This window comes from Microbacterium arborescens (genome assembly GCF_049707515.1).
In the GTDB taxonomy this organism is placed as follows: domain Bacteria; phylum Actinomycetota; class Actinomycetes; order Actinomycetales; family Microbacteriaceae; genus Microbacterium; species Microbacterium arborescens_B.
Window position 1 is genome coordinate 220,668 of record NZ_JBNAFI010000006.1, and the last position, 12,460, is coordinate 233,127.

The following is a 12,460-nucleotide window of genomic DNA, read 5'->3' on the forward strand; positions in this document are numbered from 1 at the left end:
CGATCGGGGCGTGCCCCTCGACATCCGCCCGCCGCGCGGGGACGAGCTGGATCTGCTCGCAAGGATCGAGGATGACGCCGACGCGCTGCTGCGCGACCTGCTCGACCCGCCCGCGTGGTGGCCTGCGCCGGCCGGGGCCGACCGCGCGGCGCAGCCGGGCTTCCTGCTCGTCGCCGACGTCGGCGACGGTGTGATCGCGGGGTTCGTCCACGTACTCGAGGCCGACGGCCATGCCCACCTCGAGCAGCTGTCGGTGGCGCCCGCGCACGGTCGCCGTGGGTATGGCCGCAAGCTCGTCGAGGCGGCGATGGCGTACGCCCGCGAACGAGGCCACGACCGGATGTCGCTCCGCACCTTCGCCGACGTTCCCTGGAACGCCCCGTTCTACGAGCGCCTCGGCTTCGCGGTCACCGAACCGGCGACGGGCTTCGAGCGCATCCTGGTCGAGACCGAGGAGCGCATGGGCCTCGACGCCCTCGGCCCGCGCGTGCAGATGGTCGCGAAGCTGTGGCCGAGCGTGCGCGAGACTGGGGCCGTGGCAGGCTTCCATCACGTCGAGCTCTGGGTCAGCGACATCGAGAGCGCTCGGTCGGAGTGGGGCTGGCTGCTTCGGCGGGTCGGGTTCGAGCTCGAGAGCACGTGGCCGCAGGGCGAGTCGTGGGCGGCGGGCGGGGCCTACCTGACGCTCACCACCTCACCGAACACGGTCGGCACCGAGCACGAGCGTCGACGCCCGGGCCTGAACCATCTGGCCTTCCGCGGCGGCTCGCCCGCCGAGGTCGACGCGATCATGGCCGACGCCCCCTGCATGGGCTGGACGCCGCTGTACCAGGAGCGCTACCCGCACGCCGGCGGCCCGCAACACTACGCCGGCTGGCTCGAGAACGCGGCGGGTTTCAAGGTCGAGGTCGTCGCCGCAGAGGTTCCTTGCCGTTCGGAGCAAGGTTTATGACCGCCAGAGGTGCGCTCGGTCAGGATGCCCGAGATTCCCCTCGGCGCCGCGCGCTCCCCGAGTCCGGCATGGGATACCGGCTCGTCGTCGGCTGAACGCCGCTGAGCACTGCCCGAGAGACGCTTCCCTGTCAAGCCACTGGGGAAGCGGTTCTCGCCTCTTCTAGCTTCGGCATCACAGGACGGTATCCACCAGGGTCCTGCGGCATCGAGGCACCCGGAGGACGACATAGCCAGCACCGCCCGCGCGCGGCCGACGACAGTCCGCGGCGCCGCGTCCGGACCCCGCATCCGGCAGAAGTACAACAAGCGCGAAGCGCTGGCGGGCTACCTCTTCTTGGCGCCCTGGATCATCGGCTTCCTCGTCTTCACGGTCGGGGCGATGATCTACAGCCTCTACATCTCGTTCAGCAGCTACAACCTCGCCACCAACTCCTCGCGGCCCATCGGCTTCGACAACTACGCGCGCCTGTTCGAAGACCCGCGGGTGGCGGTCTCGCTCGCCAACACGCTCTTCTACGCCGTCATGGCGGTGCCGCTCGAGATCATCTTCGCGCTGGTGCTGGCGCTGCTGCTGAACCGGATGGGTCGCGGTGCGGGCATCTTCCGCACCCTGTACTACCTGCCGAAGATGACGCCGGCTGTCGCGACAGCGGCCGTCTTCTTCCTGCTCCTCAACGGCAACTCGGGGGCGATCAACGAAGGCCTCGCGGCCGTCGGAATCCAGGGACCGCAGTGGCTCGTCGACCCCGCGTGGGTCAAGCCCAGCATCGTGATCATGGCGCTGTGGACCGTCAGCGGCACGATGGTCATCTTCCTGGCGGCATTGAAGAACGTCCCCGTCGAGCTGTACGAGGTGGCGTCTCTCGACGGCGCCGGTCCCGTGCGGAAGTTCTTCTCGATCACGCTGCCGATGATCTCGGGCGCGATGTTCTTCAACGTCATCGTGCTGTCGATCGCGGCGTTCCAGGTCTTCGATCAGGCGTACCTGCTGTTCTGGCGCGATCAGAGCAACTCCTCGCCGGAGGCTTCGCTGTTCTACGCGATCTACCTCTTCCAGCAGGCGTTCCGTCAGTTCAACTTCGGCTTCGCCGCCGCCATGGCGTGGCTGCTGTTCGTCATCATCATGGCCGTCACGGTCATCCAGGTGAAGTTCGGCAACCGCTTCGTCTACTACGAGGGAGACCGCTGATGGCGATCTCGCAACAGACTCCGGGAGTCAGCCGGCCCACCCCCGAGCTCGCTGCGGCAGCGGCGCCGGCCAGTGCGCAGAAATCCCGTCGCCGTCGACGCATCGGCACCCCCAAGACCGTGGCGGGGCGCGTCACGCTCGCGGCGATCTCGACCGGCTTCGCCCTGCTGTTCCTCTACCCGTTCGCGTGGCTGCTCGCGGCGAGCTTCAAGCCGCGGGGCGAGGTGTTCGACAACCGCCTGATCCCGCAGACGTTCCTCCCGGAGAACTACGCCGAGGTGTGGAACCAGCTGCCCCTCCTCAGCTGGATGTTCAACAGCGTCGCGATCGCTCTCCTGGCGGCGACGGCGGTATCGATCTCGAGCTCGATCGTCGCCTTCGGCTTCGCGTACTTCTCGTTCCCCGGCCGCAAGCTGCTCTTCGGGCTCGTCCTGGCCACGATGATGCTGCCGGGGGCGGTGACGATGATCCCGGTCTACCTGATCTGGAAGGAGACCGGGCTGCTCGGCACCTGGGTGCCGCTGTGGGGTGCGAATCTCTTCGGCTCAGCGTTCTACATCTTCTTGCAGCGCCAGTTCTTCCTCGGCCTCCCGCGCGAGCTGTTCGAAGCGGCGCGGATCGACGGCGCGAGCTACTGGGGGCTGTTCTGGCGGATCGCCATGCCGCTGTCGGTGCCCTCGTTCGTCATCGTGTTCCTCTTCGAGTTCCAGGCGAGCTGGAACAACCTGCAGGCGGCGCTCATCTACCTCAACGCGGGTTCCGTCGACGAGTTCACCGCGCCGCTCGGGATCGCCTACGCGATGACCAAGTACAGCCCGACGGCCGGCGGCCAGGGCGATTACCAGTACGTGATGGTGGCCTCGCTCATCGTCACGCTGCCCATGCTCATCCTCTTCGCCTTCGGCCAGCGCTACTTCATCGAGGGCGTCGCCACCCAGGGACGTAAAGGATGACCCGCGTGCTCGCGCGGGACCACGACAGGAGGAACACATGCGCAATCGACTGATCGGAACGGCGGCGGTGGCTGCGGCATCCGTCGTCGCGCTCGCGGGATGCAGCAACGACGCCGGTACCGCCGACGATGCCGACTTCACCGCGTCACCGACCGGATCCCTCGCCGCGTGGGGCTTCGAGAACGCCGACGACGTCGGCACCGCGCGACTCGACTACGCCGCGGAGCAGCTGCCCGATGTCGACGTGCAGCTGGATGCCACAGCGTTCGACTCGCAGAAGTTCACGACCCGCATCGCGAGCGGCGACGTGCCCGATGTCGTGCAGATGGACCGCCGCTATGTCACCCAGTACGCGGCCCAGGGCCTCATCATGCCGCTCGACAGCTGCTTCGAGGCACAGGACGTCGACGCCGACGACCGCTGGTACGAGTCGGTCGTCGACGACGTCCGGTACGAGGACCAGGTCTGGGCTGCGCCGCAGTTCTACCAGCCGCCCGCGATCATCCTGAACAAGCGGGTGATGGATGCCGCCGGCGTGACCGCCGAGGAGATCGACACCTCCCAGCCCGACGTCCTGCTGGCGGCCATCGAGAAGATGTACCAGGAGTCCGGGGGCGTTCCCACGCGCCTCGGCCTCGACCCGGTGTCGACGGGACAGTCGGCCCTGTGGATCCTCGGGTCGGGCGGACAGCTCACCGACGACGACGGCGTGCCGACTCTCGACGACCCGAGCAACCTCGCGGGGATGGAGCTGCTGCAGCGGATCAACGAGGCCCAGGGCGGTTTCGCGCAGGTGAAGAGCTTCACCGATGCGTTCGACACGTTCGGCGACGCGAACCAGTACGTCACCGACCAGGTCGGCGCGCAGGTCAACGCCCAGTGGTACCCGAACGTGCTCTCGCCCTACCTCGACCAGATCGACATCGAGGCGGTCCCGTTCCGCGACAGCGACGGCGAGCCGTTCTCGGTGTCGGGCGGGCAGGCGTTCGTCATCCCGGCGGGAGCGAAGAACCCCGCCGCCGCGTGCGCCTGGGTGTCGGAGCTGACGAGCGGCGAAGCGTGGAACGCGGCCGGTGAGGCGCGTGCGGAGACCCGCGCCGCCGACGGCGGCGCCAACACGGGCCTGTTCACCGGCTCGCCGCAGCCTGACCAGGAGATCCGCGAGAAGTGGGTCACCCCGTCGGGCGACGAGGGCTTCGACCAGGTCGTCGCCACCTACTACGACGTCGTCGACTACGGCACCTCGTTCGGCTCCTCCCCGGCGGGGCAGGACATCCAGAACGAGCTGAACAACGCGGTGACGGCGGCACTCCTGGGTGACAAGACCGCCGAGGAGGCGCTCGCGGACGCACAGGATGCGGCCATGCGCGCCTACGAGAACGCCACCGCAGCCCGCTGATCCCCGCCCTCTCGGCGGGCCGCGCTCCGGCGCGGTCCGCCGATAATGGGCGGATGGAGCCGTGGGAGATGCACGCCTGGTACGCCGACTACCTCGAGGCCTGCAATCGCCACGACCTCGAGGCCATCCGCTCGTTCATCGACCCGAACGTGCGGCGAGCGCACCTGCCGGGCGGTGTCGACGCCTGGATGACCGACGTCATCGAGCTGCTCGACGCCTTCCCCGATTGGCAGGTGCGCCGCATCCAGCTCGTCGTGGAGGACGACCGCATCGCGGCGCACGTGCGCGCGAGCGGCACGCACACCGGGTCGTTCCGAGGCATCCGGGCCACTCGCCGTCACGTCAACGTGGCGGAGTTCGGGTTCCTCCGCGTGGCCCGGGGCCGCATCGTGGAGTTCGCCGGCACCACCGACCACGCATCGCTGGTGGCTCAGCTGCGCGACTGAGACGGTTCCGCCCGTGTCGTAGCGTGGAGGCTCACGCGATCGAGGAGGACGCACATGACCGACATCGACTGGTCGTCGGGTACGTGGACCAACGAGCCGGCGCGCACCGAGAGCGAGGGGGATGCGCTGCTCGTGACGGCGCGCGAGGGCAGCGATGCCTGGCGGGTGACGTCGTACGGGTTCGTGCACGACGACGAGCACGCGCTGCTCGCACCGATGCCGCCGGACACCGCGGTCGAGGTCGCGTTCGTCCTCGACTTCGCGGCGCAGTTCGATCAGGCCGGCGTGTTCCTGCGCGTCGACGACGAGACGTGGATCAAGGCGGGCATCGAGCACAGCGACGGTGCCGACAGCCTGGGCGCGGTCGTGACCCGGGGGGTGTCGGATTGGTCGCTCTCCCCCGTCGCGGGCTGGGCCGGACGTCTGGTCACGGTGCGCGCGAGCCGGTCGGGCGATGCTGTCACGATCCGCGCCCGTGTCGACGACGACGAGTGGCGGCTGGTCCGCGTGGCACCGCTCGACCCGGCGGCGGTCGTCGCCGCCGGTCCGTTCTGCTGCGCGCCGACCCGGGCGGGACTCACCGTTCGGTTCGTGTCGTGGCGGAGCGTCGAGGCCGACGCGTCGCTGCATCCCGAGCACTGAGGCGCCGCGCCCACCGGTCGATGCCGGCGGCGGCCCACGTCGCGGCCAGCCCGCCCACGATGACGATCCCCTGCATCGCCAGGGCGTAGCCACCGCTCGTGACATTCGCCTCGACCAGTCGCGGTCCGACGACCGGCGGCACCAGCGCGACGACCACGACGAGCCACGACAGCGGATGCCGTTCCCGCGCGATCACCCACCCGCCGACCCCGGCCAGCAGCGCGATGAACCCCTGGTCGAGCACGACCGCCCACAGCGGGTCGAGGTGGGCGAGGCGGCCCGCGCCCCGAAGCAGCCCGAACGTCGCCCAGAGGAACAGCGTCACGCAGGCGAGGGTCACACCACCCACGCGGCGCATCCCCGACGTCGGCAGAAGGGCGAGGGAGGCGACGAGGGTGAGGACGACGAGCACGAACTGCAGCGCGTCGACGTACGGCATGTCGTTCGTGATGGTCCCCGCGTACATCTCGGCCTGCACGATCGCCGAGAAGTCCGAGGCCACCGCGAGATACGTGGCGAACATCGCCGCGACGACCGCCGCGCCGTAGCGGGCTCCTCGGTTCCACCGCAGGCCGTCGTCCATGCTGCGAGATTAGTGCGTACGGGCGGGCCTACAATCGCCTGCATCAGCGAACGCGGAAGGAGCGCTCGAGTGGCCGCTGCCGACCGTGACGAGACGGACGCCGCGTGGGCGAGCCGTCGGCCCTCGCGCCGCGACTTCCTGCGTCGAGCCGGCCTCGGGGCCGCCGGGCTCGCGATCGGCGGATCGGCGGGCGCTGCGGCGACGGCGGCGATGACGGCGCATCCGCCCGAGTTCGCACCGCTGGCCGCGCGGAGCGTCGCCGGTTTCGATCACGTCGTGGTGCTCATGTTCGAGAACCGGAGCTTCGACAACCTCCTCGGCCACCTGTATTCGGCCGACGAGAAGAGTGCGGCCGAGTTCGACGGCATCCTTCAGGGCGACTACGCCAATCCTGCTCCCGACGGCACGTCCGTGCCGGCGCACGTGTACTCCGGCGCGACCGACCACGTCATGCAGCAGCCGCAGCCGGATCCCGGTGAGACCTACCCCCACGTCAACACCCAGCTGTTCGGCACGATCGACCCGCCCGGCAACGCCGACATCGCCCGGAACGGTCTGCAGCCGCCGTACAACGCTCCCGCCGCCGGGAGTGCGCCGCGGAACGACGGCTTCGTGCACGACTACATCGTCAACTACCGCCTCGCCAAGAAACGCGAGCCCACCTCGGATGAGTACTCGACGGCGATGGGCGGCTTCTCCCCCGAGATGCTCCCGGTGGTCTCGACGCTCGCCCGCGAGTTCGCGGTCTACGACCGGTGGTTCGCCGGCGTGCCGTCGCAGACCTTCTGCAACCGCAGCTTCTTCCACGCCTCGACCTCGCACGGTTACGTCGTCAACCACACCGGCGACGACTACGACAAGTGGATCGACGCCCCCGCCGCGCCGACGATCTTCAACCGCCTCGAAGACGCCGGCCTGTCGTGGCGCGTCTACTACGACGCGACGCAGTTGGTCTCACTCACCGGCATGCTGCACGCACCCGTCCTCGAGCGGTACTGGAAGTCGAACTTCCGCGTCATGGAGCAGTTCTTCGAGGATGCCGCGAACGGCAACCTGCCCGACTACGCGTTCATCGAGCCGCGGATGGTGTTCAACCACAACGACATGCATCCGCCGTGGGGTGCCACTCACGACGGCGAACTCGAGCTGCCCGACGGCAGCCGCATCCGCATCGCCAACAGCGCTGACAGCGATGTCCGCGCCGGCGACAAGCTCGCGCAGGACGTCTACGACGCGATCCGCACCAGCGCGTCGGCATCCGGCTCGAACGCGATGAACACCGCGCTCGTCATCACCTTCGACGAGCACGGCGGCACCTTCGATCACGTGGCTCCGCCGGCCGCGGCGCCTCCCGACGCGAGCGGCCCCGGCGAGATGGGCTTCGCGTTCGACCGCCTCGGCCTGCGGGTGCCGGCCATCGTGGTGAGCGCGTACACCGCGGCGGGAACCGTGATCCACGACGAGATGCACCACGGCTCCGTCACGAACACCCTGTGCCGTCTGCATGGGCTCCGGCCCCTCAACGTCCGCGACGAGACCGCCAACCCGATCTTCAACGCCGTCAACCTCACGACGCCGCGGCAGCCGTACACCTGGCCGCAGCCCCAGTCGCTCTACACCCCGCCGAACCCCGAGAAGGGGGCGAGCAAGACCGCCGACGAGAAGCATCACCAGCGGCCGCTCACCCCGCCCGCGCGGGGACTGCTCGGACTGCTGGCGGCGCGCTTCGATCCCGGCAGCGCCCTGCCCTCGACGTACGGCGCGGCCTACGACGCACTGGTCGAGCACGGGACGGGCCTCTTCGGCGCCTTCGACGAACCCTCGGCCAGCCCGACTCCCACCCCGACCGGGACGCCGACCCCATCCCCGACTTCCTGAGCGGGCGAGCCGGCCGCGCCAACTAGACTGATCGCGTCCGGCATCCCGAGTCCTGGAGTCCAGCCGCGTGAGCACCCCTGTCGCAGATACCGTCGAGAACGCCACCGCCACTCCGGAGCGTGAGCAGCCTTACGGAGCCCTGGGCCTCAAGCCCGACGAGTACGCGAAGATCCGCGAGATCCTCGGCCGCCGCCCCACCTCGGGCGAGCTGGCGATGTACTCGGTGATGTGGAGCGAGCACTGCTCCTACAAGTCGAGCAAGAACTACCTGCGGCGCTTCGGCCAGAAGGTCTCCGACGAGATGAAGACCCGCCTCATGGTGGGCATGGGTCAGAACGCCGGCGTCGTCGACGTGGGCGAGGGCTGGGCGGTGACCTTCAAGGTCGAGTCGCACAACCACCCGAGCTACATCGAGCCGTTCCAGGGCGCCGCGACCGGCGTCGGCGGCATCGTCCGCGACATCATCTCGATGGGCGCGCGTCCCGTCGCCGTCATGGATCAGCTGCGCTTCGGCGCGATCGATCACCCCGACACCGCCCGCGTCGTGCACGGCGTCGTCAGCGGCATCTCGTTCTACGGCAACTGCCTGGGCCTGCCCAACATCGGCGGCGAGACGGTCTTCGACTCGGTCTACCAGGGCAACCCGCTCGTGAACGCCCTCGCGGTCGGCGTCATGCGCCACGAGGACATCAAGCTCGCCAACGCCACCGGCGCCGGCAACAAGGTCGTGCTCTTCGGTGCGCGCACCGGCGGCGACGGCATCGGCGGCGCGTCGATCCTCGCCTCCGACACCTTCGCCGACGGCGGACCCACCAAGCGCCCCGCGGTGCAGGTCGGCGACCCGTTCGCCGAGAAGGTGCTCATCGAGTGCTGCCTCGAGCTGTACGCGGGCGAGCTCGTCGAGGCGATCCAGGACCTCGGCGCCGCCGGCATCTCGTGCGCCACGAGCGAGCTCGCCGCCAACGGCGGATCGGGCATGCGCGTCGACCTCGAGAACGTGCTGCTGCGCGACCCCTCGCTCACGCCCGAGGAGATCCTCATGAGCGAGAGCCAGGAGCGCATGATGGCGATCGTCGCCCCCGAGAAGCTCGACGCCTTCCTCGCGGTCGTCGGCAAGTGGGATGTCGAGACGAGCGTCCTCGGCGAGGTGACCGGTGACGGCCGCCTGCAGATCTTCTGGCACGGCGAGCAGATCGTCGACGTCGACCCCTCGACTGTCGCGGTCGACGGCCCGGTCTACGACCGCCCGGTCGCCTATCCGGCCTGGATCGACGGCCTGCAGGCCGACTCGGCGGCATCCCTCCCACGCGCGAGCGACGCGGAGACGCTGCGCGACCAGTTCCTGCAGCTCGTGGCGAGCCCGAACCTCGCCGACACCAGCTGGATCACGAACCAGTACGACTACTACGTGCTCGGCAACACCGCGCTGAGCTTCCCCGACGACGCCGGCATGATCCGCGTCGACGAGGAGTCGGGGCTCGGCTTCGCGATCGCGACCGACTGCAACGGGCGCTACTGCCAGCTCGACCCGTACGCGGGCGCGCAGCTCGCCCTCGCCGAGGCGTACCGCAACGTCGCCGTGACGGGCGCCGTGCCGACCGCGGTCACCGACTGCCTGAACTTCGGCAGCCCTGAGAACCCCGAGGTCATGTGGCAGTTCGGCCAGGCGGTCGACGGCCTCTCCGACGCGTGCCTCGAGCTCGGCGTGCCGGTCACGGGCGGCAACGTCTCGTTCTACAACCAGACCGGCGACCAGCCGATCTTCCCGACTCCGGTCGTCGGCGTGCTCGGCATCGTCGACGACGTCGCCCGCCGCATCCCGTCGGGCTGGCAGGATGCCGGCGAGAACATCTACCTGCTCGGCACCACCGCCGAGGAGCTCGACGGCTCGGCCTGGGCCGACACCGTGCACGGTCACCTCGGCGGGCGTCCCCCGAAGGTCGACCTCGCCGGCGAGAAGCGCCTGGCCGGCCTCATCCAGGCCGCCTCGCGAGAGGGACTCATCTCCAGCGCACACGACCTCTCGACCGGCGGCCTCGGCCAGGCTCTCGCCGAGGCGACGACCCGATTCGGCGTCGGTGCCCGCGTGTGGCTCAGCGAGATCGTCGAGCGCGACGGAGTCGACGTGGCCACGGCGCTGTTCAGCGAGTCGACCGGACGCGTGATCGTCTCGGTCCCGCGCGAGGAGGACGTGAAGTTCCGCGGTCTCTGCGAGGGCCGCGACTACCCCGTCATCCGCATCGGCGTGACGGATGCCGCCGCGGGCGTCGAGTCGGTCCTCGACATCCAGGGCCTGTTCTCGGTGCCGGTCGCCGAGATCCGCGCCACATCGCGCGCGACGCTGCCCGCCGCGTTCGGCGAGATCGTCGACGAGGTGCCCACCTCGTGAGGGCCTCATGAGTGGCGGCGACCTGACGCCGCGAGGCGATGACCTGACGCCGCGGGGCGATGACGACGAGTACGCCGGGTTCGCCCGCGGTCGCTCTCGTCGCATGCGCGTGACCGCCTGGGTCGCGATCGTCTCGCTCATCCTCGTCGGCGGCGGCTCGACGGTCTTCGCACTGCTGTTCGGCTGATACAGCTGACACGGCTGATACAGCTGCAGGGCCGGCGGTGCTGGTGTGATGTCACAGCGGCGTCGACCGCACGCCAGCACCGCCGGTCCGACAGGTGTATCCCCAGCCGGGGGCCGAGACGCCGGGCGGCGAGGTGCGTAGGCTGAAGGGGTGGATCCGATCCTCGTCCTCGTGACCGAGTGGTGGTGGATCGCGCCGGCGGGAGCCGGGGCGAGCGCCCTCGGTTGGGTCGGCCTGCGCCGCGGTCGGCCGATGCAGCGACGGCTCGAGCTCGACGCCGCGCAGCTCGATCTGCGGCGCGCACAGCAGGCCGTGACGCAGTCCCGCGCCCAGCTCAAGGTCGCGCGTGCCGAGTTGATGCGCGCGCAGGCCGAGAAGGCGACGCCGAGAGCGACAGCCGGTGCGGTTCCCGAGGCGCGGCGCCGTCTGCAGATCGCGGAACGGCAGGCACGGGCGGCCGTCGCCGACCTGAAGGCGCGACGGGCAGGCGTGCAGGCGGCGCGCGCGATGATGCCGACCTCGCGCAAGGAGATCGACCGGATGCCGCTAGCCCGGCTGATGGCCGAACACGACGCTCTCCTGGCGCGGTGGATGGAGTACGAGACCGATGCCGCGAAGGCGATCGGTTTCCCGATGATGTCCGACGCCCGGTGGCCTCCGCTCGACCTCTTCCTGCGCGAGCACCAGCAGGCGTCTTGGCTGCGCCCCGCGTCGCGGGACGCGCGCATGTCTCCGGCCGACTACAGCGCCTACCGCGAGGCCGTGCGCCGGGCGACCCACGCCTTCGATGCGGCCGAGCGGGCGGCACGCCAGGGCACGCCGCGAGAGCTTCCCGAGCCCGACGACCGTCAGAACGACTGGGCCGAGGTCGCGCAGGACCTCCTCGACAACGCGCAGCGCGCGATCACCCGCTCCACCGAGATGTGGAACCGGATGCGGCGCGACCGCGGCCAGCGAGACGGCGAGAGTTCGCGCACGCACCCGGACGGAAGCTAGCGGGCGCGTGCTCGCTACGATGACGCCGTGGGTGAGTTCTGGGATGACCTGTTCCGGTTCGCCGGCAGCTACTGGTGGTTGATCTTCGTCATCGGGCCGGCTGCGGGCGGCGCCGCCAAGGCGATCGAGCGATCGTCGAAGCGCCGGCACGAGCGGCGGCTCGAGATCATCCGCGCGAAGGCCGAGGCCAAAGCCATCGCCGTCGCGGGACGCAAGGCGGCCCCGGCGCCCGGGTCTGCCGCACCCGGCGCGGCATCCGCCGCTGATGCGGCATCCGCTGCCGATGATGAAGGCCCCGATACCCGCACCCGTCTGACACGGCTGTTCGCGGCGCACGACGAGCTCACGCATCGCTGGCTGGAGTACGAGCTCGACGTCGCGAAGCTCATCGCGTTCCCGGCGATGAGCGATGGCCGGCAACCGCTGACGGCGGGCTTCCTGCGAGCGAAGAAGGTCGCGGACGGCCTGCGCCCGGCCTCGCCCGACGCCCGGGTCGACGCCGCCGACCTGGCCGCGTACCGCGAGGCGCTGACCGACGCCGAGGTCGCCTTCGACCTCGCCGAACGCGACGCCCGCCGACAGCGCGACCATTCGTTCAGCGAGACGGAGCGACGGCGCCTCGACACGGCCAAGCGGCTGCTCAACGTCGCCGTCGACGACGCGGCCACGCCGGCGGAACGGCGCACCGCGTACGAGCGCGTGCGCGCCGAGCTCGACGGGCTCATCGCCGTGTCGGATGCCGCGATGGATCGCCTCGCCGAGAAGGCCGCCCTGCAGCTTCCCCCCGCCTGAAACGGCCGGCGAGAATCGCATCCGGCGGTGAGACTCGGGGTGTGTCACCGAT

Annotated in this window: 12 protein-coding genes and 1 pseudogene; 12 read left to right on the forward strand and 1 reads right to left on the reverse strand. The window is 70.0% G+C overall.

Going from position 1 to position 12,460, the window contains the following annotated elements:
- Positions 1 to 10: 10 nt before the first annotated feature.
- From ACPYN5_RS13060 to ACPYN5_RS13090, 7 genes and pseudogenes are all read left to right on the forward strand, one after another.
- Positions 11 to 421 (forward strand): annotated as a pseudogene (locus ACPYN5_RS13060) (GNAT family N-acetyltransferase); the annotation flags it as partial.
- Positions 422 to 535: 114 nt separating this feature from the next.
- Positions 536 to 952 (forward strand): VOC family protein, encoded by a 417-nt coding sequence (locus ACPYN5_RS13065; RefSeq protein ID WP_424449459.1) that lies wholly within the window; start codon positions 536 to 538, stop codon positions 950 to 952.
- A gap of 288 nt (positions 953 to 1,240) precedes the next feature.
- Positions 1,241 to 2,143 carry a carbohydrate ABC transporter permease gene (locus ACPYN5_RS13070; protein WP_424449460.1) on the forward strand — a complete coding sequence of 301 codons (903 nt, stop codon included), beginning with the start codon at positions 1,241 to 1,243 and terminating at the stop codon, positions 2,141 to 2,143.
- A complete protein-coding gene (locus ACPYN5_RS13075) occupies positions 2,143 to 3,096 on the forward strand; it encodes a carbohydrate ABC transporter permease (protein WP_424449418.1) in 954 nt (317 codons plus the stop codon). Before ACPYN5_RS13070 ends, ACPYN5_RS13075 begins: the two co-directional genes overlap by 1 nt.
- A gap of 37 nt (positions 3,097 to 3,133) precedes the next feature.
- Positions 3,134 to 4,495 (forward strand): ABC transporter substrate-binding protein, encoded by a 1,362-nt coding sequence (locus ACPYN5_RS13080; protein WP_424449419.1) that lies wholly within the window; start codon positions 3,134 to 3,136, stop codon positions 4,493 to 4,495.
- Positions 4,496 to 4,548: 53 nt separating this feature from the next.
- Positions 4,549 to 4,941, forward strand: coding sequence for an ester cyclase (locus ACPYN5_RS13085; protein ID WP_424449420.1), 393 nt, complete (start codon positions 4,549 to 4,551; stop codon positions 4,939 to 4,941).
- Between the two features lie 54 nt (positions 4,942 to 4,995).
- Entirely contained in the window at positions 4,996 to 5,583 is a 588-nt protein-coding gene (locus ACPYN5_RS13090) for a DUF1349 domain-containing protein (RefSeq protein WP_424449421.1), read from the forward strand.
- Here ACPYN5_RS13090 and ACPYN5_RS13095 read toward each other — a convergent pair.
- Positions 5,519 to 6,166 (reverse strand): hypothetical protein, encoded by a 648-nt coding sequence (locus ACPYN5_RS13095; RefSeq protein WP_424449422.1) that lies wholly within the window; start codon positions 6,164 to 6,166, stop codon positions 5,519 to 5,521. The two genes, ACPYN5_RS13090 and ACPYN5_RS13095, sit on opposite strands and share 65 nt — an antisense overlap.
- A 69-nt stretch (positions 6,167 to 6,235) precedes the next feature.
- Here ACPYN5_RS13095 and ACPYN5_RS13100 point away from each other — a divergent pair, with 69 nt between their 5' ends.
- The 5 genes from ACPYN5_RS13100 (at position 6,236) to ACPYN5_RS13120 (ending at position 12,408) form a co-directional block, all read left to right on the forward strand.
- Positions 6,236 to 8,044 carry an alkaline phosphatase family protein gene (locus ACPYN5_RS13100; protein WP_424449423.1) on the forward strand — a complete coding sequence of 603 codons (1,809 nt, stop codon included), beginning with the start codon at positions 6,236 to 6,238 and terminating at the stop codon, positions 8,042 to 8,044.
- 67 nt (positions 8,045 to 8,111) lie between these two features.
- A complete protein-coding gene (gene purL, locus ACPYN5_RS13105; protein ID WP_424449424.1) occupies positions 8,112 to 10,433 on the forward strand; it encodes a phosphoribosylformylglycinamidine synthase subunit PurL in 2,322 nt (773 codons plus the stop codon).
- A 7-nt stretch (positions 10,434 to 10,440) separates the two neighbouring features.
- Complete coding sequence (locus tag ACPYN5_RS13110) at positions 10,441 to 10,620, forward strand: hypothetical protein (RefSeq protein WP_424449425.1); 180 nt, start codon at positions 10,441 to 10,443, stop codon at positions 10,618 to 10,620.
- Positions 10,621 to 10,770: 150 nt separating this feature from the next.
- A complete protein-coding gene (locus ACPYN5_RS13115; protein WP_424449426.1) occupies positions 10,771 to 11,616 on the forward strand; it encodes an efflux RND transporter periplasmic adaptor subunit in 846 nt (281 codons plus the stop codon).
- A gap of 27 nt (positions 11,617 to 11,643) precedes the next feature.
- Positions 11,644 to 12,408: an efflux RND transporter periplasmic adaptor subunit gene (locus tag ACPYN5_RS13120; RefSeq protein WP_424449427.1), complete on the forward strand. Its 765-nt coding sequence runs from the start codon at positions 11,644 to 11,646 to the stop codon at positions 12,406 to 12,408.
- Positions 12,409 to 12,460: the final 52 nt, after the last annotated feature.